Genomic DNA, 22,381 nt, shown 5'->3' with positions numbered 1-22,381 from the left:
GCGGCTTCACCTTTGTCTAAATACTCATTCCTTTTTGGCTGACGCCTGCGCGGCGCCAACGATTTTTCTGCGAAAAATCAGGCGCGACGGTCCGGGGTGATGCGGGAATTTTCGCAGAAAATTCGGGGCTGGATAAAGAAACGCCGTGCGGGTTTCGCACGGCGTTTCGAAAGCTTATCCGGACCGGGTCAGAGAATTTCCGAAACCTTGACCGTGCGTCCTTCGGCAACCGATTTCAGCGCCGCTTCGGCCAGTGCAAGGCCAAGCATCCCGTCTTCGCCCGACGGAGTGGCCGCTGCCTTGCCCGCGATGGCATTGATGAAACTGGCGATTTCCGCGGCATAGGCTTCGGTGTAGCGCGTCATGAAGAAATCATGCAGCGGCGGGCGGGTGTAGCCTGTGGCGCTGGCCACTTCGATCGACACCGGGCGCTGATTCTCGGCCGATACGGCACCAAGCGAGCCATGCACTTCGATGCGCTGGTCATAGCCATAGGTAGCGCGGCGCGAGTTCGAGATGACGGCCATCTTGCCCGTCGCGGTCCGCAGCATCACCTGCACCGAATCGTAATCGCCCGCCTTGCCGATTGCGGGGTCGACGAGGACCGAGGCCTGCGCCGAAACCTCGGCCACTTCCTCGCCCAGCAGGAAGCGGGCCATGTCGAAATCATGGATCGTCATGTCGCGGAAGATGCCGCCCGAGCGGGCGATGTATTCGACCGGCGGCGCGCCCGGATCGCGCGAGGTGATGGTGACCATTTCGACCGCACCGATGGTGCCCTTGGCGATTTCGGCTTTGACGGCCATGAAATGCGGGTCGAAGCGGCGGTTGAAGCCGACCATCAGCACGGCTTTCGTATCGCGCACCACCTTCAGGCAGGCTTTCACGCGGTCAAGCGACAGGTCGATCGGCTTTTCGCAGAAGATCGCCTTGCCGGCGCGGGCGAAGGCTTCGATCAGGTCGGCGTGGGTGTCGGTGGGGGTGCAGATCACCACGGCGTCGATGTCTTTCGAGCCGAGGATCGCGTCGATGCTGCGGATCTCGCAGCCGTACTGGTCGGCGATGGCTGTCGCGGCAGCGGGGAAGGCATCGGCCACGGCCACAAGGCGCGCGTTTGCGTCGCCGGTGATCGCCTTGGCGTGGACCTTGCCGATGCGGCCTGCGCCGAGAAGTCCGAATCTGATCGTCATGTCTGTCGTCTCCACTCTTGCCCCCTGCCCGGGGACGGTTTGTCCCTATGGGCTTACTCGCCGTAAGCGCCGTTCACATTCTGGTCGAAATCCACCATCGCGCCGGTCATCACGCCGGATGCATCCGACAGCAGGTAGGACGCAAGCCCCGCCACATGCGCGGGTTTCACCAGCATGCCCATCGGCTGCTTCGCCTCGGCCTTTGCCAGCCAATCGGGGTCGGCGTTGTGGAACTCGCGCTGGATCGTGTCTTCGCCCGGCGTGTCCATCCAGCCCACATTGATGCCGTTGACGCGGATGCGGTGCTGCCGCAGCGCGTTGGCGCTGTTCTTGGTGATGTTGGCAAGCGCCGCCTTGGAGGCGGAATAGCCGGCAAGGAAGCTTTGCCCGCAATGCGACGACATGGTGCAGATGTTGACCGCCGTTGCCGAATGCCCCGCCGCCACCGCCGCTTGGGCAAAGCGTTGCAGCGCGAAGAAGGGGCCGCGCGCGTTGGTGTCCATCGCCGCATCCCAGCCCGCGGGTGTCGTGTCGAGGATCGAGCCGCGCGCGGTCGAGGCGGCGGAATTGACCAGCGCGGTTACGCGGCCAAAGCGCGACAGGGCGCGGTCGACAAGTTCGGTCGCATCCGAAACCGATGCCATGTCGGCGGGCAAAAAGCGCACGTCCGCACCGGTTTCGCGCAAGGCGGCGGCGGCTTCTTCCCCCTTGGTCACGTTGCGGCCCGCGAGGATGATCTTGCCGCAACCATCGGCCAAAAGCGCCTGCGCGATGGCAAGACCAAGACCCTGTGCGCCGCCGGTGATGACGGCTACCGTATCCTTGTGGTCGGGCATGTTTCCTCCGCCCCGAATGGGGTGTTTTGCGGATGGAACTGATATTCCAATTCCGGCAGTTTTCAATGGAATAATTCCAAAATTCGTCAGGCTTCGGCAGTTGCCTTGGCAGGCCCGTGCGATCTAGGCTTTTTCACGCAGCATCGAAAGGCCAGCCATGTCCCAGCAGCCCGTCATCTACCATATTCCGGTCTGCCCCTTTTCGCAGCGGGTCGAGATCGTGCTAGACCTGAAGGGCATGCGCGATGCGGTGCGGTTCGAGGTGGTCGATATCACCCGCCCGCGCGAGGCGTGGCTGTTGGAAAAGACACGGGGCACCACGGCGCTTCCGGTGCTTGAAGACGAGCAAGGCCGCATCCTGAAGGAAAGCCTGATCCTGATGGCCTATTTCGACGAACGCTATCCGCAGGTGCAGGTGGCGCGGGCCGATCCGTACGAACGGGCGGTCGAGCGGCTCTTTGCCAGCCGCGAAGGGGCATTCGGCAATGCGGGTTATTCCATGGTGATGAACCGTGACCGCGCCAAGACCGGAGAACGGCGCAAGGCGCTGCTCGATCATTACGCGTGGCTTGACGACATGCTGCGCTTCTACAACCCCGACGGCACCTTCCTGTTCGACCGCTTCGGCTGGGCCGAGGCGGTCTATACGCCCTTGATGATGCGGTTCTGGTTTCTGGACCATTACGAAGGCTTCACCCTGCCCGAGGCGCCCGAATTTGCCCGCGTGGCGAAATGGCGCGCGGCCTGTCTGGCCCATCCGGCGGCGCAGCAGGTCAGCTATGACGAGATCGTGAAGCTTTACTACGATTACGCCGTGGGCGCGGGTAACGGGGCGCTGCCCGAGGGGCGGGCGAAATCATCCTTCAGTTTCACCCCGCATTGGCGCGACCGGCCGATGCCGCCCACCGACAAATACGACCGTATCGCCAGCGATGCCGAGCTCGGGTTGGTCTGACCGCTTCCCCTAGTGCCAGCTGAAAAAGCCCTCGGGGGCGCGGCCGAGCAATTCTTCGGCCAGATCGCGGCCCATCGCCGCGCCGTCGCTCGCCAGACCGCGCCGTTCGCCGGTGATCGATTCGCTGCCGTCAGGGCGCAGGATTTCGCCGCGCAGCCAGAGCGTTTCGCCGTCGAGCAGCGCCAGACCGGCGATTGGCGTCTCGCACGACCCGTCAAGCCGCAGCAGAAAGTTGCGCTCGGCGGCAAGGCGCAGACCCGTGGGGCCGTCGTGAATCTGCGAAAGCATCCATTCCACCCGCGCATCGGCGATACGGCGTTCGATGCCGATAGCACCTTGGGCCACGGCGGGTAGCATTTCTTCGGGGGCGATTGCCGCGCGGGCCACATGGGCCATGCCCAGCCGGTTCAATCCCGCCATGGCAAGAAAGGTCGCCACGGCCACGCCGTCATCCAGTTTTTTCATCCGCGTCTGTACATTGCCGCGGAATTCGACCAGCTTCAGGTCGGGCCGTTTGAGTGCCAATTGCGCCCTGCGCCGCAGGGACGACGAGCCGACGACCGCGCCTTGCGGCAGGTCGGCCAGCCCGCCGTGCTGCGGTGACACGAAGCCGTCGCGCACATCTTCGCGCGGCAGGTAGCAGTCGAGCACCAGCCCCTCGGGCTGGAGGGTCGGCATGTCCTTCATCGAATGGACCGCGATGTCGATGCCGCCTGCGAGCAGCGCCTCTTCGATCTCGCGGGTGAACAGCCCCTTGCCGCCGATCTCTTTCAGCGGCTTGTCGAGGATCTGGTCGCCCGTCACCTTTATGATGACGATCTCGAAGGCTTCGTTCGGCAGGTTCAGCGCCGCCATAAGGCTGCGCCGCGTCTCATGCGCCTGCCACAGCGCGAGCGGGGAACCACGGGTGCCGATTTTCAGCGGTTGGTCGGGGGAGGGGAGCGGATAGGTCATGAATGCAAGCCTTACATGTGTAAGGTTTGCCTGACAACTCTTGACAAGCAGCCGCACAACCCCGACCCATGGGGGCGATAGAAAAGGGGCAGACGGATGACGGAAAAGACGATCCTGCGGGCGCTCAAGGGCGAGGTTCTGCCGACGCCGCCGATCTGGATGATGCGGCAAGCGGGGCGCTACCTGCCGGAATACCGCGCCACGCGGGCGATTGCAGGCGATTTCCTGTCGCTTTGCTACAATCCCGAACTCGCCGCCGAGGTGACGCTGCAACCGATCCGCCGCTACGGGTTCGACGCGGCGATCCTGTTTGCCGATATCCTTTTGTTGCCGCAGGCGCTTGGCCCGAAGCTGTGGTTCGAGAACGGCGAAGGCCCGCGGATGGAAACGACGACCTCGCTCGCGCAGGTCAGGGCGCTGAAATCCAGAGATCTTATCCACGAGACGCTGTCGCCGGTCTACGAGACCGTCAAGATTCTGTCGCGCGAACTGCCCAAGGAAACCACGCTGATCGGCTTTGCCGGAGCACCCTGGACGGTGGCGACCTATATGATCGCGGGCCAAGGCTCGAAAGATCAGGGCAAGGCGCATGCGCTGAAGGATACCGACCGCGAGGCGTTTTCGGCGCTGATCGACGTGATCACCGAAGCCACGGTCGATTACCTTTCGGAACAGGTCAAGGCAGGGGCCGAAGTGGTCAAGCTGTTCGATTCATGGGCCGGATCGCTGAAGGGCGCGGATTTCGAGGAATTCGCGGTGAAACCCGCCGCCCGCATCATAGCAGCCTTGCGGATGCGCCACCCCGGCCTGCCCATCATCGCCTTCCCGCGCGAGGCAGGGAATGGTTATATCGGGTTCGCCAATAAGACCGGTGCGGATTGCGTGGCGCTCGACAATTCGGTGACGCCCGCTTGGGGGGCCGAGAACGTGCAGAAAGACGGCTGCGTGCAGGGCAACCTTGCGCCCGAACATATGGTAACGGGGGCGAGGCCTTGGTGCGCGAAACCCGCGCGGTGGTCGAAGCCTTCCGCAAGGGGCCGCATATCTTCAACCTCGGCCACGGCATCACGCCGGATGCGAACCCCGACAACGTGGCGCTGATGATCGAAACCGTGCGCTCGGCCTGAGTGGCGCTCAAGCCCGCCGCCTGTCGACCCAAAGCAGCCCCGCCGCGCCCGACAGCGCGACGGTGGCACCAAGCGCCGCGGTCAGGGTGAACCCTCCGAGGGTTGTGCCAAGCGCAAAGGCCGATGCGGCCATCGTGTCGGCCACCAGTTTTTGCACCGCAAGCATCGCCCCCGCCGTGCCGGGGCGGTCTGCGAGCAGGTCCTGGTAATAGGTGATCGGCAGGGTGATGATCGCCGTTCCGCCAAGCCCCGCAAACAGCGTCAGCACCCAGACCGACCAATGGTCGGCCAAGACCGGCAACAGCGCCAGATGCACGCAGTACAGCGCCGCGCCGCAGGCCAGCAGGGTCTGGCGTTTCATCCGCCCCGCGATTCGCGGCAAAAGCAGCATGAAGGGCACTTCCCAGCCTGCGACCATGCCGACATAAAGTGCCACGTCGCCTTGGTCGCGCACCGGGCTTGCATCGAAAATCAGCGTGGTCAGCACCATGTAAAGATTGCCCGACGCCGCCACCGCGCCAAGGCACAGCACGCGGATCAGGATTTTCGGCCGCGCCATTTCCGACATGGCGGCTCGCAGGTTCAGGCCTGACGGGCGGTCGCTCCACGCGGTCGCGCCATCCTTCGGCCAGAACAGCGCCAGCAGGCAGGTCATGCAGACCGCGGCGACAAGCGCCGAGACATAGACCGCCATGACATCGACGCCCGCGCCAAATGCAAATTTCCAGAACACCAGCATGGCAAGGAAGGACAGCGACATGGCCGACCGGACCGTGCCCGTGATCGCATCGCGCACCGCGCCATCCTCGGTGCGGGCAAGGCGGGCAAGGGCGAACAACTGGCCGTAAAGCGACGAGGCGACGGGCAAGAGCAGCCCGTGGCACAGGATCATCGCGGTGACGCCGGGCGATACCATCATCAGCGCAACGCCTGACGCACCCGAACAGGCGGTAAGCAGCGCGATGCGGCGGCGTCCGGCCCGCTGGTCGCCAAGGATGCCCAAAAGCACCGAGGCGGTGACGGCGACGACCGAGGCCATGACGAGGACAAGCGCGAAATGCGGTTCCGACAGGCCGATCCGTTCGATCCCGACAAGCGATTGGTAGGGATAGACCGAGGCGTTCAGCGCCCCCATCAGCAGCAGGGCAAAGGCGATCAGCCGCAGCGTCGGGTCGCGCAGGACGTGGGACACGGTCACTTGGCGGCCCCGGCGGGCAGCACCTTGCCGGGGTTCATGATGCCGTCAGGGTCAAGCGCGTGCTTGATCGCCCGCATCACATCGAGCGCCACGGGGTCTTTGCGGCGCTGCATCGAGTTCAGCTTCGACAGGCCCACGCCATGTTCGGCGCTGAACGATCCGCGCAAGGATTGCACAACGTCTTCGATGGCGCTGACCACGCGGTCGTGCAGCGCCTTGTCGGCGGTGGCGGGAAAGACGGTGAAATGCAGGTTGCCATCGCCCAGATGCGCGACCGTCAGGGTTTCGGCATCGGGTGCGATGGCAGGCAGGCGGTCGTGGATCGCGGTCAGGAAGGCTTCGGCGCAGTCGAGAGGGACGGCGATGTCGGTATCGATGAAGGGGCGCTTGGCAAAGGTGATCTCGGCCGCAGCCTCGCGCCGTGCCCAAAGCGCGCGGCGCTGGGTTTCGGTCTGGGCGATCACGGCGTCATGGATCAGCCCTTCTTCCAGCGCCGCGGCAAGGGCGGTTTGCAAAAGGGCGGTCAGGGGGATTGCGCCGCTGTCGTCGGGGTCGGTCAGCATCGGGGCGGTGGCGCCGAGTTCGACAAGGATGGTGACGGGCGGGATGGTGGCGAAGGGAAGGCCAAGGTCGGGGCGCACTTCGGCCAGACGGCGGCTGTAGGTTGCGGGCATGAATTCGAAGGCCTCGACCAGCCCGCCACTGGCGGATTGCAGGCGGTTGAGCAGGGTGAGCGCGTCGGACAGCGTGTCCAGCGCCACGGCGGCGGTCGCATGGGCGCGCGGCGCAGGCACCAGTTTCATCACGGCAGCCGTGATGATGCCAAGCGTGCCTTCGGCGCCGATAAACAGATCGCGCAGGTCGTAGCCGGAATTGTCCTTGTGCAGTTCCGACATCAGGTCGAGCACGCGCCCATCGGGCAGCACGACTTCGAGCCCGAGGCAAAGCGCGCGGGTCGAGCCGTAGCGCAGCACGTTCGAGCCGCCCGCGTTGGTCGAGAGCACCCCGCTGATCATCGCCGAGCCACGCGCGCCGAACCAGAGCGGGAAGTAAAGGCCCTGCGCTTCGGCCGCGTCATGCAGACGCGACAGGATTACCCCCGCCTCGACCACGGCGATTCGGGCTTCGGGGCGGATGTCGCGGATGCGGTTCAGGCGTTCGAGCGACAAAAGAAGGCCGCCGTCCGTAAAGCTGCCGCCGACAAGGCCTGTGTTGCCGGACACGGGGATGACGGCGGTCTTGCGGGCGGCTGCGAGTTTGACCACGGCGGCGACCTCGGCCGTGTTTGCGGGGCGGACGGCGGCAATGGGTTGGCCGCGGTAATTGCCGGTCCAGTCATGGCCGAGGCGGGTCGCATCGGCGCCGGTCAGCACATGGGCGGGGCCGACGAGGGCGGTGAGGTCGGAGATCAGGGACATGGGGCGCGGCCTTGGATTGACGGTGATTGATCCGACGGGAGCGCGGAAGATGCAAGCAGAGCGCAGCCTGAAAGCGCCGGGAGGGCTTTCCGCCCTCCCGGACCCACCCGAGGATATTTGCGCCAGCGTGAAAGGGGTCAGTTCACGGGTAGGGTTTGCAGCAGGGCGAGCACTTCGGGGCCGAGGACTTCCACCACCTTGGCCACGCCTTCCTTGTTGGGGTGGATACCGTCGGCTTGCAGCCATTGCTGCATGGCGGCGGGGTCTTGGCTGCCACCGGTGAGGGGCGCGAAGAAGGGTTGGGCGAGGGTTGCGCCATGGGTGACGGCAAGGTCGGGGTAGAGCGCGTCGAAGGCGGTCTTGTAGGCGGCGCCAAAATTGCCGGGGGCGACCATGGGCACCAGAAGCGTGGGCAGGCTGCGGGCTTTGGTCTCGGTCAGGATGCCGTCGAGGTTGCGGCGGGTTTCGGCCGGATCGATGCCGCGCAACAGGTCATTGCCGCCAAGCGTGACGATGATCGCGTCCACTTCAGGTGTCAGGGTCCATGCGATGCGCGACAGGCCCCCTGCCGTGGTATCGCCCGAGACGCCCGCGTTCAGCACCGTGACATCGGCGCCATTGGCGTTGAGCCATGCCTGAAGTTGCGGCACGAGGCCATCGCCATCGGGCAGACCGTAGCCCTGGGTCAGGCTGTCGCCGAATGCCACCAAAGTCAGCGGTTCGGCCCGCGCCTGCGCCACAAAGCCCGCGATGAGCGCCAGAAACGCAATCGTGACATTGCGGATGTGGCGCGACGCGCCATATGTGACCGAAAGAATAGAGGCGAATTGCATGACGGATACCGTTCTGGCGCTGGAAGATGCGCGTTTGACCTTGCAGGGAAATGCGGGTCCGGTCGAGATATTGAAGGGCATATCACTGGAAGTTCATGCTGCCGAGACGGTAGGGCTGGTCGGGCCTTCGGGTTCGGGCAAATCCTCGCTTCTCATGCTGATGGGCGGGCTGGAACGCGCCACGGCGGGCCGCGTGATGGCGCTTGGTCAGGATATGACCGCGCTGGACGAAGATGCGCTTGCGCGGTTCCGGCGCGGGCGGATGGGGGTGGTGTTCCAGTCCTTTCACCTGATCCCGACCATGACCGCTTTGGAGAATGTGGCCGTGCCGCTGGAATTGATGGGGGCGGAAGATGCCTTTGCCCGCGCCGAGGCGGAATTGCGCGCCGTGGGTCTGGCGTCGCGGATGGACCATTACCCCAGCCAGATGTCGGGCGGCGAGCAGCAGCGCGTTGCCTTGGCGCGTGCGGCGGCGCCCCGGCCCGCGCTTTTGCTGGCGGACGAGCCGACCGGAAACCTCGACGGGGTGAACGGTGCGGCGATCATGGAATTGCTGTTCGGGCTTCGCAACCGGCACGGGGCGACGCTGGTTCTGGTGACCCACGCCGCCGAGCTTGCGGCGCGGTGTGACCGTGTGGTGCAACTGGCAGACGGGCGGGTCGCGGCATGAGCCTTGCGTGGCGGATCGCGCGGCGCGAATTGCGCGGCGGCTTGCGCGGGTTTCGCGTCTTCCTCGCTTGTCTTGCGCTGGGGTGGCTGCGATTGCTGCCGTGGGGCTGGTGCGGTCGGCCATCGAGGCGGGGCTAGAGGAACAGGGCGCGGTGCTGTTGGGCGGCGACGCGCAGATGGAATTCACCTATCGCTTCGCCACGCCGGAAGAGCGGGCATGGATGGAGGCGCGGGCTGTCGCGGTGTCGCAGATCGTCGATTTCCGGTCGATGGCCGTGGTGGGGGACGATTCCGCGCTGACGCAGATCAAGGCGGTCGACGGGGCCTATCCGCTGTTGGGTGCAGTGACGCTGGAGGCCGGAACCCTGCCCGAGGCGCTGGCCGTGGCGAATGGCGTGCCGGGCGCGGCGATGGACAAGGTGCTGGTCGACCGGCTGGGGCTGGCCCTTGGCGACCGCTTCACGCTGGGCACACAGGAATTCCGGCTGGGGGCCGTGCTGCTGCGTGAACCCGATTCGGCCAATGGCGGCTTTTCGCTGGGGCCGCGCACCATCGTGGCGACCGAAGCATTGCAAGGGTCGGGCCTCTTGGAAGCCGGATCGTTGTTCGAGACGGAATACCGCTTGCGCCTGCCAGCGGGCACCGATCTTGCGGCGCTGGAGACCGAGGCCGAGGCGACCTTTGCCGACAAGGGGATGCGCTGGTCCGACAGCCGCCGCGCGGCACCGGGGGTCGAGCGGTTCGTCGACCGGATGGGGGCCTTTCTGGTGCTGGTGGGCATCGCGGGGCTGGCGGTCGGCGGGGTTGGCGTGCAGGCGGCGGTGCGGGCCTATCTGGACGGCAAGACCGCCACCATCGCCACGCTGAAAACACTGGGGGCCGAGGGGCGGCTGATCTTCCGCATCTATTTGTTGCAGATCGCAACCCTTGCCGGGTTTGGCGTGGCGCTTGGCCTGATGCTTGGCACCGCACTTCCCCTGGCCTTTGGCGGGCTGATCGAGGCGTCCTTGCCCTTTCCCGCCGATATCGGGGTCTACCCCGCGCCCTTGATCGAGGCTGCGTTCTACGGGGTTGTCACCGCTTTCCTGTTCACGCTCTGGCCACTAGCGCGGACCGAAAAGCTGCGGGCGGCGGCGCTGTATCGTGGGGCTGCCGGGGCAGGTCGGCCGGCGGGGCGGCATGTGGCGGGGGTCGTGGCGCTGGCGGCCTTGCTGCTGGGCGGGGCCACGTGGTTTTCGGGGAACTGGAAGCTGACGACAGGTGCTGCGGTCGGCGTGATCGGGGCGCTACTGGTGCTGTGGCTGGCGGCCTTTGGCCTGCGGCGGGCAACACGCTGGGCGGCGCGACGGCGCTTTGCGCGAGGGCGCACGGGGCTGCGGCTCGCGCTGGCGGCGATCGGCGGGCCAAGGGAAGAGGCGTCTGCGGTGATCCTGTCGCTGGGGCTGGGGCTTTCGGTACTGGCGGCGGTGGGACAGATCGATTCGAACCTGCGGTCGGCCATCGCGACCGACCTGCCGACACGGGCTCCTGCGTTCTTTTTCGTCGATATCCAACCCGACCAGATAGCGCCGTTTCTGGCGCGGGTCGAGGGCGATGCCAAGGTAAGCAAGGTGGAAAGCGCGCCGATGCTGCGCGGCGTGCTGACCCAGATCAACGGGCGACCGGCGAAAGAGGTGGCGGGCGAGCATTGGGTGGTGCGTGGCGACCGTGGCGTGACCTATTCGGCCGAACCGCAGGCCAATGCCAAGGTCGTGGCCGGGACGTGGTGGCCCAAGGATTACGCCGGCCCCGCGCAGGTGTCTTTTGCGGCGGAAGAGGCCGAAGAGATCGGGCTGGAACTGGGCGACACGCTGGTGGTGAACGTGCTGGGGCGGGATATTCCCGCCACCATCACCAGTTTCCGGCAGGTCGATTTTTCTTCCGCCGGAATGGGTTTCGTGATGACTATGAACCCCGCCGCGCTGCAAGGTGCGCCGCACACCTTCATCGCCACGGTCTATGCCGAGGAGGCGGCGGAAGCACCGCTCTTGCGCGACATCACCAAGGCGATGCCCAACGTGACCGCAATCCGCATCCGCGACGCCATCGACCGCGTGACCGAGGCGCTGTCGGCCATCGCCACTGCAACGGCATGGGCGGCGGCGGCGACCTTGCTGACCGGCTTCGTCGTGCTGATCGGCGCGGCGGCGGCCGGAGAGCCTGCCCGCGTTTACGAGGCGGCGGTGCTCAAGACGCTGGGCGCCACACGGCGCGGTATCCTTGCATCCTTCGCCCTGCGCTCGGCCCTGATGGGGGCGGCGGCAGGGGGGGTGGCGATCGTTGCGGGGGGGCTTGCCGGATGGGCCGTGATGGTCTGGGTGATGGAGGCGAGCTACCGCTTCGAACCCGCGTCCGCGCTTGGCATCGTCGCGGGCGGTGTGCTGGCGACGACCGTGGCGGGGCTGCTGTTTGCGCTGCGGCCTTTGGCGTCGCGTCCGGCGCAGGTGCTGCGCGGGCAGGAATAGCGCCATCGCGCCAAAATTATTCCAGAATAATTTTGGCGCAGGCAGGCCGTAAATCTTTCGACGAAAGATTTACGGCCAAGGGCGGCACAAGATTTTTTGAGGAAAAATCTTGTGCCCTGTCAGCCAAGCAGCGATTTCAGGGCCACAAGTGCTGCGGCACCGCCCGCGTCATCGGGGGCGACATGCACCTCGACCTCGCGCACCATGCCGAACTTGCTTGCCGCGCGGGGGGTAAGCGTCAGCGTAAAACCGGTGTCGGTGAAGGCGACCGCTTCAATCGCATCGTCCGAGCCGAAAATCTCGTCCGACACCTCGACATAGACCGTCTTGACCGGAGCGCCCGCTGTGCCCTCGAACAGGACATAGCCGTCATCGGGATCTTCGCTCGATGCAAAGCCCACCGCTATTGTGCCGTCTTCGGTGTCGGTCCAGAAGGCTTGTGCCCTGATTTCGATATCGGCCATGTCGGTTCCGCCTCTGATGTGCGGCCCTGCCTTAGCCCGCAGGGCGCGTCATGTCCACTTGGCGATGGGCGGTAGGCTCATCAGGACCGCATTGGCATCATGGCCGGTTTCCAGTCCGAATTTCGTGCCACGGTCGTAGACGAGGTTGTATTCGGCATAAAGCCCGCGATGGACCAGCTGCGCCTCGCGGTCGGCCTCGGTCCAGAGGGTGTTCACCCGACGTTCGGTCAGCGGCACGAAGGCGGGCAGGAAATGCGCGCCGACATCGCGGGTAAAGGCGAAATCGGCCTCCCAGTCGCCGGTGTTCAGATCATCGTAGAAGATGCCGCCGACGCCACGCGCCCGGCCCCGATGCGGAACGAAGAAGTATTCGTCGGCCCAAGCCTTGAATTTCGGGAAATAGGCCGGGTCATGCGCGTCGCAGGCTTCCTGCATCTGGCCGTGGAAATGCGCGGTGTCTTCGGCATACTCGATGCACGGGTTCAGGTCAGCCCCGCCGCCGAACCACCAGGCGTGCGGCGTCCAGAACATGCGGGTGTTCATATGCACGGCAGGGCAATGGGGGTTGACCATATGGGCGACGAGGCTGATCCCGCTGGCCCAGAAGCGCGGGTCCTTGTCCATGCCGGGAACGCCGCGCGCGGCCATCGCCTTTTGCGCCCGCTCGCCCAGCGTGCCGTGCACCTGCGACACGTTCACGCCGATCTTCTCGAACACGCGCCCGCCGCGCATCACGCTCATCAACCCGCCGCCCCCATCGGCGCGGGTCGTGGGGGTCACTTCGAACCGGCCCGGCGTGCCGCTTCCATAGCGGTCTTCGAGGTCTTCGAACGATGCGACGATCCGGTCGCGCAATGTCCGGAACCATGCGGCGGCTTCGGCTTTGCGGGTATCGAACGGGTCGGTCATCGGTGTCTCCATCAGTTTACAGTCGCATGCCTAGCAAATGGAACAAGCCGCGCCAACATGGCATTTGGCAACCCTTGGCCAAGGGCTTAAGCTTGGCCCAAATCGCTTTCCATAAGGTCCATACCATGCGCCGCCTGATCCTGTCGCTGTCCGTCCTGTCGTTGCTTGCCGCTTGCGGAACACCGCAGGAACAATGCATCAACCGCAACACGCGCGATCTGCGGACCGTGGAAAAGCTGATAACCGAAGTGCAGGGCAATCTCGCGCGCGGCTATGCCATCGAGGATTATACCGTCACTGTCCCGGTCTGGCGCCAATGCGTCGTGCCTTCGGCCGATCCGGCCCAGCCTGCCGTGACGCGGCCCTGCCTTGAAGACGAGGTAGAGACCCGCACCCGCCCCGTGGCGATCGACCTGAATGCCGAGCGGGCCAAGCTGGAAAGCCTGTTCACCAAGCGCGACCAACTTGCGCGCGAGGCGCAACCGGTCATTGCCCAGTGCAAGGCGCAATATCCCGAAAGCTGACATCGCAGGCGGTCAATGCGCCGATGCGACCACCGCATCGACCAGACCGCGCCCGCCGTCGAGCGTCAGGATCTGGCCCGTCATGAAGGCCGAGGCGTCGGAGGCGAGGAAATGTACCGTTTCCGCCAATTCGTCGGCTGATGCGATGCGGCCAAGGGGCGTGCAAGTCTCGATGGCGGGGCGCCAGTCGGGCGTATCGCGCAATGCGGCCTGCAGGCTTGCGCTCATCACCGAGCCGAAGGCGACCGCGTTCACGCGGATGCCGCGCGGAGCCAGCGCCACCGCAAGTGACCGCGTCATCTGTTCGACCGCCGCGCAGGAAATGGAATAGCCCAGCAGATTGGCCTGCGTGCGGGTCGCGGCAAGCGAGGACAGGTTGATGATCGAGCCGATCACGCCTTGGCCTTCGCCTTCGTCGCTGCGGTCCTTGGCGGCGCGCTGGATCATCCGCTTCGCCGTCATCTGCGACAGGCGCAGCGCGGTCATCAGGTTCTGGTCCAGAAGCGCCTCGACACAATCGTTTTCAGGATCGAGCACGTCCGAGGTCGAAAACTGTCGGCTGGCGTTCACCAGCACATCGACGCGGTCGAAGGCGTCGATGGTGGCGGATAGCAGGTTGGCGATGGTGAGCTTCTCGCGCAGGTCGCCCGCGAACATGCGGACGGGGCCTTCGGCGCGGGCGTCAGTGCCGACCTCTTCTTCAAGCCGCGCCTCGTCGATGTCGGCGAACATCACGTTCGCGCCCTTGTCCACCAGATGGCGCGCGATGGCGAGGCCGATGCCATTGGCGGCACCCGTGACGATGGCGGTCTTGCCCGAGATGGAAAACGACATGGCGTCCTTTCGTGCGGTCTTGGGTTGCGCTAGCGGGCGCGGATCGGAAAGGCGGCACGGGTCAGGCGGTAGGCGCCGTCACCGCCGATTTCGGCAACCTCGCGGAACAGGGTGGTCAGGCTGCGATCATAGGGCAGGTGGCGGTTCGCCACCATCCACAGCGCGCCCTGCGGGTTCAGACTGCGGGCGGCGGCGGCGATGAAGCCCGCGCCAAGCGCCGGATCGGCGCCGCGTCCGGTGTGGAAGGGCGGGTTCATCACGATATGGTCCATCCCGCGCGGCGCTTTCCACGTGGTCGCATCGGCCCAGTGGAACTGGGCGCGGTCGTCCACGATGTTGAGCCGCGCGCAATCCAGCGCATCGGCCTCGGCCTCGACCAGATGACATTCCTTGACGGCGGAAAGGGACAGCACCTTGCGGGCCAGATAGCCCCAGCCTGCGCCGAAATCGGCCACGCGGCCTTTCAGGTCGGCGGGAAGTGCCCCGGCCAGAAGGGCCGAGCCGCGGTCTATTCCATCGGCGGAAAACACCCCCGGAAGCGTGGTGAAACCGTCGACCTGCGCGGGGCGGGCTGCCCAGTCCGACAGATCGGCTCCGGCGGCAAAGACGGCAAGTTTACCGTGGGCCTTCGACAGCCGTTCCGACAAAGCGACACGGGGGACAAGGTCTTTCAGCACCGCGTCGATACCGTCGGTCTTTTGGCCGTCGACGACGACGGGACCACCCTTGGCCACCAGCAGCGACGCCTCGGCGAGCATGGCGCGGGCATGGGCCTTGGCGCGGGGCAGGCACAGGATGGCGGCGGCAAACTCTCCGGTCGCGTGGGGGGCGCAGGCATAGCCACGGGCGGCAAACCAATCGTGATCGGGGCGAAAGCCGGTCGCGACCAGCAGGCGGTCGCGCGGCAGGTCGCCAAGTTCGTCGCCGATGCGGGGGCGCAGAACCGCGATGCGGCCTTCGGACGGCAGGGTGAACAGTCCGGTGTCGATGGCTCGGGAAAGTCGGGCGCTTCGCATGGGGGGCCGCGTGCGGCCGGTCCTTTCGTTGGGCTTCGGAAGCGCCTTCTTACAGGCTGGGCGGGGGCGGGAAAAGGGGGCGGGGGTGACACCACCCTGCGGGTCGCGCCATGCGGCAGGATCCAGCGGGAAAATGCTGCACGAATGCTGCGCAGCAATTATGCGAAATCAACGGCTTGGCTAGTGGTCAATTCGTCAGAAGGCTATAACTTGCTGCAGTTTCGCTGCGGTTGGTGATGGTCACGGTCACACTTGCATTTTCGGGCAGGACAAAGCTGCACAGCGCGCGATCGGCGGGATCGCGGTTCAGGCAAAGCGTTTCCTCGCCCACAACAACCGTCAGGTCTAGGTTGGCCTTGCCATCGCCCAATAGGCCGATTTCGGCCAAGGATCCGGCAAAGAACGGCAGCGTGTAGGTCTGGCTTCCTGCGCCCTCGATACCGCGCGTGCTGGACAGCAGCGTGCGCGTGGGCAGAAGCGTGGCCTCGGCCTCGCTACGGGCGATCAGGTCGGTCACGCCTGTGTCCTCGGCGGCCAGTGCCTTGGCGGCGGTGAACATGGTGGTGGCGTCGGGGTGGCTGTGGGGCAGCGCCTCGGCCTTTGGTTCGGGTGTGCGGTCTGCCTCGGTCGCCTTGATGCGGGCAGAAAGGCGGGCTGCTGCCAGCACGGCGAGCGGGTCGTTCTGCGCGCGGCCAAGGGCGAAAAGATCCTGAGCCGCCATGAATTGCGACACCGCGCCGGGGGTTTTGGCGGCGGGCGGTGTAAGCGTGACGGTTTCGGCACGAACCGGCGCGGTCAGCGGCAGGCAGGCAAGAAGGGCGGGCAAAAACAGGCGGAGCATGGGGAATCGGCCCTTTCGGCAATGTGCGACCTTTGCACCCGCAACGCCGCAGGGGCAAGGTCGGCCCCTTTCGCCCCCTCGCGGTTTGCGGTTAGGTGGGCCGACAGGAGTGCCCCCATGCAGACCCGCGAAATTCTGGACCGTTTGATCGCCTTTGATACCGTAAGCCACAAGCCCAACCTCGCGCTGATGGAGTTCGTGCGCGAAGTGCTGGCGACGGCCGGGATCGGGTCGGTGCTGATCCCCGATGCGGGCGGCACCAAGGCCAATCTTTACGCCACGGTTGGGCCTGAAGGCGTGGGTGGGGTGATGCTTTCGGGCCATACCGATGTGGTGCCCGTCGAAGGGCAGGCATGGACCAAGCCGCCCTTTGCGCTGACAGAAGAAGCGGGGCGCTATTACGGTCGCGGCGCTGCCGACATGAAGGGGTTCGTCGCCTGCGCCGTGACCGCGATGCTGGCGGCGGCGCGGCGCGAGTTGCGCGTGCCGCTGCATCTGGCGCTGTCTTACGACGAAGAGATCGGCTGCATGGGCGTGCGGTCTTTGGTCGACATGCTGGAGGCGGCCCCGGTGCGGCCGCGCTTTTGCATTGTGGGCGAACCCACGGGGATGCAGGTCGCAACGGGCCACAAGGGCAAGGTGGCGCTGCGGGCCACCTGCACGGGGCGCGAGGGCCATTCCGCGCTGGCCCCGCTTGCGCTGAACGCGCTGCATCTGGCAGCCGACTTCGTGGGCGTCGTGCGGCGCGTGCAGGCGCGTGTGGCGGCCGACGGGATGCGGGACGGCGATTACGATGTCGCCTATAGCACGCTGCATGTGGGCAAGCTGAACGGCGGCGTGCAGGTCAACATCGTGCCCAATGCAGCGGTGGTCGACTGGGAAATCCGCTCGCTCGCCGGAGAGGATGTCGCGGCCCTGATTGCGGAGGTCGAAGCAGGGGCCGAGGCCATCGTGGCACCCCTGCGGGCCGAATTCCCCGAAGCGGCGATCAAGGTGGAAAGGCTGTGGGATTACCCCGGTCTGGGCACGCCGGTCGGGGCCGAGGTGGTGAATTTCGTCAAGCGCCTGACGGGGGCGAATGGCACGATCAAGGTGGCTTTCGGCACAGAAGGCGGGCTGTTCGACGCGCGTCTGGGCATTCCCACGGTGATCTGCGGGCCAGGGTCGATGGCGCAGGGCCACAAGCCCGACGAATACGTAAGCATCGAGCAGATCGCGCGCTGCGAGGCGATGCTGGCCGCATTGGTGGCGCAGGCCGAGGCGGGGTTCTGATGGCGGTCAAGCTGGGGGGATTGCTCGAGATCTTCGACCTCGGGTTCGATGACATCATCGACGTGCGCGCGCCCGCCGAATGGGCCGAAGACCATGTTCCGGGCGCGATTTCGCTTCCGGTGCTGGACGATGACGAACGGGCGCGGGTGGGCACGATCTACAAGCAGGTCGCCGCCTTTGCCGCGCGCAAGATCGGGGCGGCGCTGGTGGCAAAGAACGCCGCAAAGCATCTGGAAGGACCGTTGGCCGACAAACCGGGGGGGTGGCGCCCCTTGGTCTATTGCTGGCGGGGTGGGCAGCGGTCGGGGTCTTTCGCCTCGATCCTTGCCCAGATCGGCTGGCGGGTCGAGATCATCGAGGGCGGCTATAAAAGCTGGCGGCATCTGGTGGTCGATGCGCTTTACGACGATGTCTTTCCCTGCCCCGTGGTGGTGCTTGACGGCAATACGGGGTCGGCCAAGACCGATGTGCTCAACCGCCTGCCCGCGCTGGGTTTTCAGGTGATCGACCTTGAAGGGCTGGCGAACCATCGCGGGTCGCTCTTTGGCCATATGGGCGACCAGCCAAGCCAGAAGGCATTCGAGGGACGGCTTGCCATTGCGCTGGCGCGGCTTGACCCTTCGCGGCCCGTGGTGGTCGAGGCGGAAAGCTCGAAAGTGGGCGAGGTGCGTCTGCCGCCGAAACTTTGGCGGGCGATGGTGGCGGCCCCCCGCGTGGCGATTGCAGCGTCAAGGGCGGCGCGGGCGGGCTATCTGGTCACCGCCTATGCCGACATGGTCGCCGATCCGGCGCGGCTGGACGGGATTCTGGCCAGCCTGCGGGCGGCGCATCCGGCGGATGTGATCGCCGATTGGCGCGTCATGGCGGCAGCAGGGCGGTTCGTCGAACTGGCAGAAGCGCTGATGGAGCACCACTACGACCCGCGCTATGGCAAGCACCGGGCGCGGATGGAGGTGCCCTTTGCCGAAGTGCCGGTCGAAGGGCTGGACGACCTCGACGTCGTGGCCGCCCGCGTCGCCGATGCCATCCGGTCGGTGATCTGATGGAGCGGCGTTCCGCCGCACGCCTTTTGTCTCGCTTGCGCTCGGGCGTAGGGGGGGCTCGCCCCCTCTTGCCGCGTTCCGCGGCAATTCACCCCCGAGGATATTTGAGCGAGTGTGAAAGGGTCAGAGGACTGTCAGGAAGGGGTCTCCGGCCGTGACATGTCCTATGAGGGAGGCAGGTTCGCCAAGGGCGTGCAGGGTGGCGAGCAGGGACGCGGCTTTGTCGGCTGGGACCGCGGCGAGAAGGGGTCCTGCGGTTTGCGGATCATAGAGGAGTGCTGCTCTGGCGTCTTGCGGTGCGCGGACGCGCCAGTTGGCGGCAAGGCGGTTGGCAGGGGCGAGCGAGCTTTCGTGTCCCGCTGCGGCGAGGGACTCTGCGCCTGCAAGGAAGGGCACGGCGTCGAGCGTGATCGTTGCGGCGGCGCCCGATGCGTCGAGCATTTCCAGAAGATGCCCTGCAAGGCCGAAGCCCGTGACATCGGTCATGGCATGGGCATGGGGGGTAAGGATCGCCGCTGCCGGGCCAAGGGGGCGCGACATGCTGGCATAGGCCGCCTGCACCGCTTGGCCGAGGATCAGGCCGGGGATGCGGGCGAGCGCCATGTCGGCGGCGAGGATGGTGCCGGTGCCGATCGCCTTGGTCAGGATCAAGGCGTCGCCCGGTTTCGCGCCCGCCTTCGTGACCGGCTTGGTGGCAAGCCCTGTCAGGGTGAAGCCGATGGTCAGTTCGGCCCCGATGGACGTATGGCCGCCGACGATATCGGCCCCCGCATCGCGGAAGATCTCGGCGGCCTCCTCCATGATCTCGGCCAGCGTTTCGGCCTGGAGGGCTGCGCTCATGCGGGGCAGGGTGATCTGGGCCAGCGCGGCTTGCGGCTGTGCGCCCATCGCCCAAATATCGCCCATGGCGTGAATCGCGGTGATGCGGGCCATCAGGCGGGCATCGCCGCAGGTGGCGCGCAGGTGGTCGGTGGTGATGACCTGCGTGCCCGCGCCATGGGTCAGGATCGCGGCGTCGTCTCCGGGGCCGGACAGCACATCGGCGCGGGCGGGGGCGGGCAGACGGGCCAGCGCGTCGGACAGGGCCGCCGCGCCGACCTTGGCGCCGCAACCGCCACAGAGCGGCTTTGCCCCCATCGCCTCGGCAAGGCCCGCCACCGGGTTGGCGGGAAGCGGGCGCGCCATCGCGGGGTAGTCTTCGAACTTTGCCATGAATTTGCGGTCGATGCGGTCTTTCAGCCCCCACAGCCAAGCGCCGCCCGTGCCAAGGCCCGACCGGTCGGCCAGCGCCCGCTTGCCGCCCAGCGAGACGAGCTTGAGGTAATCGCGCTGCGGGCGGAAGCGCTGCAAGGGCTTGCCGGTCAGCAGGGCACGCAGGTTGTGATGCAGCACCGGTGCGGCGCGGACGGCATAGACCCCGGCCTTGGGACGCGGGGCAAAGCCGAGATGCGCGCAATCGCCCGCCGCAAGGATCGCGGGGTCCGACGTCTGCAAGGTGGGCGACACGGTGACGAAGCCGTCATGCAGGGTCAGGCCGGTGCCTTCCAGCCAGCCCTGCGGGCGTGCTCCGGCGACCGACAGGGTGAAATCCGACGGCAGAAGCGTGCCATCCGCCAGTTCGACCGCGCTTTCGGTCACGGCGCGGGCGGTGGTGCCGGTCCGCACTGTTACGCCGGCGCTTGCAAGCGCGCCCAGCAGCGCCGTGCGGGCTGACGTGCCCAGACCGGCAAGCGGCGTCTCGCTGCGGTCGATCAGGGTGATCTGTGCCTTCGCTCCCAGCATGCCCAGCCTGTAGGCCGAGGCGAGAGCCAGTTCCACCCCGCCAACGCCTGCGCCCAGAATGGTGAGGCGCGGCGCGGGCAGGGCGCGGGCGACAAACGCGTCCCACCGGTCGGCATAATGCCCCAGCGGTTTGGCAGCGACCCCGTGTTCGGCAAAGCCCGGCACGTCGGGCAGGCCCGAGCCGATGCCGATGTCGATCGAGCATAGATCGAAGCGGATCGGCGGACGCCCGGCAAGAAGGATGCGCCGCGTCTCGCGGTCGATCCCGGTGGCCCGGTCAAGAATGATCCGCGCCCCTGCGAAACGGGCAAGGCGCACCAGATCGATCATCAGCGCATCGCGTGGATAATGCCCTGCGATATGGCCCGGCAGCATGCCCGTATACGGTGCCGCAGGGTCGGGGTTGATGACCGTAAGCCGCAGGCCCGGCAGCGGTTTCATCGCGAACATCCGCAGCACGAGGGCATGGGTATGGCCGCCGCCGATCAAGACGACGTCCTGCACAAGGGGAAGCGGTTCGTTCATCTTGCGGCTTTCATGCTGGTTCAAATATCCCGCGGGGGGAAGCCTGCCGGTGAAACCGGCGGGCGTCGGGGGGCGCGAAGCCCCCCGACTGTGGCAAGATTAAAGCCGGATGCCGCGAATGGCGAGGGGGCTTTGACGGCTGCGCCACGCGACGACGTTGCGCGAAGGTTGTCTTGGCGCGTCAGGCAGGGCCATAGTGCACGGCATGGAGACGCGGCAGAACATCAGGGTCACGCAAAGCCAGCGCATGCAGCTGAACCTTGGCTTGCAGGCGTCGATCAAGCTGTTGAAGGCGGATGCCGGCGGTCTGACCCGTTTTCTCGAAGAACAGGCCGCCGAAAATCCCCGCCTTGTGCTCGACGCGCCGCCACAGGACCCTGCCGATTGGTCGCCGCGCTGGGAGCGGGCCTTTTCCGGCGGCGGGCTCGACCCCGATCTCGCGGCGGGTGTCGGGCCAAGCCTCATGGCGCATGTGACGGAAAAGATCGCCGCGATGGACCTCAGGGGGCCGGAGTTGCGGGTTGCCGGACTGTTGGCCGAGGCGTTGGAGCCCACGGGTTGGCTGGGCTGCGCTCTTGACGTGGTGGCGGGGCAGGCGGGGGTGCCCTACGGCCTTGCCGAAACGGTGCTTGCCCGTTTGCAGCGCATCGAGCCTGCCGGTCTTTTCGCCCGCTCGCTGTCGGAATGTCTGCTTTTGCAGGCGGTCGAGGCCGGGGTGGATGACACGGTGCTGCGCGGGGTGCTCTTGCATCTCGACCTTATGGCTGCCGGCGATGTGGCGCGCTTGTCGCGCCTGCTGGCCGTTCCGGCTGACGAGGTGCAGGCAAGGTTTCGCGTGATCCGGCGGTTCGACCCCAAGCCCGGCGCGCATTTTTCCGCCCTGTCGGCACAGGTGCGCGAGCCTGATCTGATCGTCAGAAAACGGGTGGAAGGCTGGGTCGTGTCGCTGAACCGGTCCTCGCTGCCATCCATGTCGGTCAGCGCGGGGCGGGGCGACGGGCGCGGGGCGGCGCGGGCGGTGATCCGTCTGGTCGAAAGCCGTAACGCGACACTTCTGCGCATCGGCGCCGATGTGCTGCGCCGTCAGGAAGCGGCGCTGGAATCGGGGCTTTCCGCGCTGCGGCCGCTGACCATGGGCGACGTGGCCGACGCGTTGGGCCTGCATGAAAGCACCGTCAGCCGGGTGGTTGCGGGAACCAGCATCGACACGCCGCGCGGAACGCTCTGGCTTCGGCATCTGTTCAGCGTCAAGGTCGGCGCTTCGCATTCCGCCGCCGCATTGCGCGCCATGCTGGCCGATCTGGTCCGGCGCGAGGATGCGCGAAAACCGCTGTCGGACGCGGCTCTGGCACAGGCGCTGTCGGACGGCGGGGCTTTGGTGGCGCGCCGAACGGTCGCGAAATACCGCGACACCCTGGGCATCCCCGCCGCCCATCGCCGCCGCAAGACCTAAGGGCCGCTGCGTTTGGGGCGGGCGTTTTCGCAGA

General features: G+C 66.3%; 18 protein-coding genes and 3 pseudogenes. 8 read left to right on the top strand and 13 right to left on the bottom strand.

The annotated features are described in order from the left end of the window. Window positions 1-188: 188 nt before the first annotated feature. Window positions 189-1,190: an inositol 2-dehydrogenase gene (gene iolG / locus HYN69_RS14615; RefSeq protein WP_108436383.1), complete on the bottom strand. Its 1,002-nt coding sequence runs from the start codon at window positions 1,188-1,190 to the stop codon at window positions 189-191. A gap of 53 nt (window positions 1,191-1,243) precedes the next feature. Continuing rightward, window positions 1,244-2,026, bottom strand: coding sequence for an SDR family oxidoreductase (locus HYN69_RS14610; protein ID WP_108436382.1), 783 nt, complete (start codon window positions 2,024-2,026; stop codon window positions 1,244-1,246). A gap of 157 nt (window positions 2,027-2,183) precedes the next feature. On the opposite strand from HYN69_RS14610, the gene HYN69_RS14605 reads away from it, so the two are divergent. Continuing rightward, window positions 2,184-2,981 (top strand): glutathione S-transferase family protein, encoded by a 798-nt coding sequence (locus tag HYN69_RS14605; protein WP_174213626.1) that lies wholly within the window; start codon window positions 2,184-2,186, stop codon window positions 2,979-2,981. Between the two features lie 9 nt (window positions 2,982-2,990). On the opposite strand, the gene hemC is transcribed toward HYN69_RS14605, so the two are convergent. Beyond that, complete coding sequence (hemC, locus tag HYN69_RS14600) at window positions 2,991-3,935, bottom strand: hydroxymethylbilane synthase (RefSeq protein ID WP_108436381.1); 945 nt, start codon at window positions 3,933-3,935, stop codon at window positions 2,991-2,993. Window positions 3,936-4,031: 96 nt separating this feature from the next. Between hemC and hemE the strand changes: the two are divergent. Continuing rightward, window positions 4,032-5,062, top strand: a pseudogene (gene hemE / locus HYN69_RS14595) (uroporphyrinogen decarboxylase). Between the two features lie 7 nt (window positions 5,063-5,069). Here the strand turns inward: hemE and HYN69_RS14590 are convergent. From HYN69_RS14590 to HYN69_RS14580, 3 genes are all read right to left on the bottom strand, one after another. After that, entirely contained in the window at window positions 5,070-6,260 is a 1,191-nt protein-coding gene (locus tag HYN69_RS14590; protein ID WP_108436380.1) for an MFS transporter, read from the bottom strand. Continuing rightward, window positions 6,257-7,678: an FAD-binding oxidoreductase gene (locus tag HYN69_RS14585; protein WP_108436379.1), complete on the bottom strand. Its 1,422-nt coding sequence runs from the start codon at window positions 7,676-7,678 to the stop codon at window positions 6,257-6,259. The genes HYN69_RS14590 and HYN69_RS14585 overlap by 4 nt, the downstream gene beginning before the upstream one ends. A 137-nt stretch (window positions 7,679-7,815) precedes the next feature. After that, window positions 7,816-8,511, bottom strand: a complete 696-nt coding sequence (locus HYN69_RS14580) for an arylesterase (RefSeq protein ID WP_108436378.1) — start codon at window positions 8,509-8,511, stop codon at window positions 7,816-7,818. On the opposite strand from HYN69_RS14580, the gene HYN69_RS14575 reads away from it, so the two are divergent. Together HYN69_RS14575 and HYN69_RS14570 are read left to right on the top strand one after the other, a co-directional pair. Beyond that, window positions 8,510-9,181: an ABC transporter ATP-binding protein gene (locus tag HYN69_RS14575; protein WP_108436377.1), complete on the top strand. Its 672-nt coding sequence runs from the start codon at window positions 8,510-8,512 to the stop codon at window positions 9,179-9,181. The genes HYN69_RS14580 and HYN69_RS14575 overlap by 2 nt on opposite strands. Next, window positions 9,178-11,684: pseudogene (locus HYN69_RS14570) on the top strand (ABC transporter permease). The gene HYN69_RS14575 and the pseudogene HYN69_RS14570 overlap by 4 nt, the downstream one beginning before the upstream one ends. Before the next feature lie 119 nt (window positions 11,685-11,803). Here HYN69_RS14570 and HYN69_RS14565 read toward each other — a convergent pair. Beyond that, the gene (locus tag HYN69_RS14565; RefSeq protein WP_108436376.1) at window positions 11,804-12,148 is read right to left on the bottom strand and encodes an Imm10 family immunity protein; all 345 of its coding nucleotides are present in this window, start codon (window positions 12,146-12,148) and stop codon (window positions 11,804-11,806) included. 48 nt (window positions 12,149-12,196) lie between these two features. After that, window positions 12,197-13,057 (bottom strand): oxygen-dependent coproporphyrinogen oxidase, encoded by an 861-nt coding sequence (gene hemF / locus HYN69_RS14560; protein WP_108437238.1) that lies wholly within the window; start codon window positions 13,055-13,057, stop codon window positions 12,197-12,199. 125 nt (window positions 13,058-13,182) lie between these two features. On the opposite strand from hemF, the gene HYN69_RS14555 reads away from it, so the two are divergent. Then, window positions 13,183-13,581 (top strand): hypothetical protein, encoded by a 399-nt coding sequence (locus HYN69_RS14555; protein ID WP_108437237.1) that lies wholly within the window; start codon window positions 13,183-13,185, stop codon window positions 13,579-13,581. 12 nt (window positions 13,582-13,593) lie between these two features. Here the strand turns inward: HYN69_RS14555 and HYN69_RS14550 are convergent, their stop codons facing one another. From HYN69_RS14550 to HYN69_RS14540, 3 genes are all read right to left on the bottom strand, one after another. Further along, on the bottom strand, window positions 13,594-14,415 hold the full coding sequence (locus HYN69_RS14550) for an SDR family NAD(P)-dependent oxidoreductase (protein WP_108436375.1): 822 nt from the start codon (window positions 14,413-14,415) through the stop codon (window positions 13,594-13,596). A gap of 29 nt (window positions 14,416-14,444) precedes the next feature. Next, window positions 14,445-15,431: a class I SAM-dependent methyltransferase gene (locus HYN69_RS14545; RefSeq protein ID WP_108436374.1), complete on the bottom strand. Its 987-nt coding sequence runs from the start codon at window positions 15,429-15,431 to the stop codon at window positions 14,445-14,447. 187 nt (window positions 15,432-15,618) lie between these two features. Continuing rightward, complete coding sequence (locus HYN69_RS14540; RefSeq protein ID WP_108436373.1) at window positions 15,619-16,272, bottom strand: hypothetical protein; 654 nt, start codon at window positions 16,270-16,272, stop codon at window positions 15,619-15,621. A 117-nt stretch (window positions 16,273-16,389) separates the two neighbouring features. On the opposite strand from HYN69_RS14540, the gene argE reads away from it, so the two are divergent. Next, complete coding sequence (argE, locus tag HYN69_RS14535; RefSeq protein WP_108436372.1) at window positions 16,390-17,544, top strand: acetylornithine deacetylase; 1,155 nt, start codon at window positions 16,390-16,392, stop codon at window positions 17,542-17,544. Beyond that, a complete protein-coding gene (mnmH, locus tag HYN69_RS14530) occupies window positions 17,544-18,587 on the top strand; it encodes a tRNA 2-selenouridine(34) synthase MnmH (protein ID WP_108436371.1) in 1,044 nt (347 codons plus the stop codon). Before argE ends, mnmH begins: the two co-directional genes overlap by 1 nt. Window positions 18,588-18,710: 123 nt before the next feature. Here the strand turns inward: mnmH and selD are convergent, their stop codons facing one another. Continuing rightward, on the bottom strand, window positions 18,711-19,724 hold the full coding sequence (selD, locus tag HYN69_RS21955) for a selenide, water dikinase SelD (protein WP_407925259.1): 1,014 nt from the start codon (window positions 19,722-19,724) through the stop codon (window positions 18,711-18,713). Between the two features lie 123 nt (window positions 19,725-19,847). Further along, window positions 19,848-20,810: pseudogene (locus HYN69_RS21950) on the bottom strand (FAD-dependent oxidoreductase); the annotation flags it as partial. Window positions 20,811-21,099: 289 nt separating this feature from the next. Here HYN69_RS21950 and rpoN point away from each other — a divergent pair. After that, entirely contained in the window at window positions 21,100-22,347 is a 1,248-nt protein-coding gene (rpoN, locus tag HYN69_RS14520; protein WP_108436369.1) for an RNA polymerase factor sigma-54, read from the top strand. Window positions 22,348-22,381 lie beyond the last annotated feature (34 nt).

Origin of the sequence: Gemmobacter aquarius (assembly GCF_003060865.1) — a bacterium.
In the GTDB taxonomy this organism is placed as follows: domain Bacteria; phylum Pseudomonadota; class Alphaproteobacteria; order Rhodobacterales; family Rhodobacteraceae; genus Paragemmobacter; species Paragemmobacter aquarius.
This window is presented reverse-complemented; position numbering and strand designations above follow the sequence as displayed.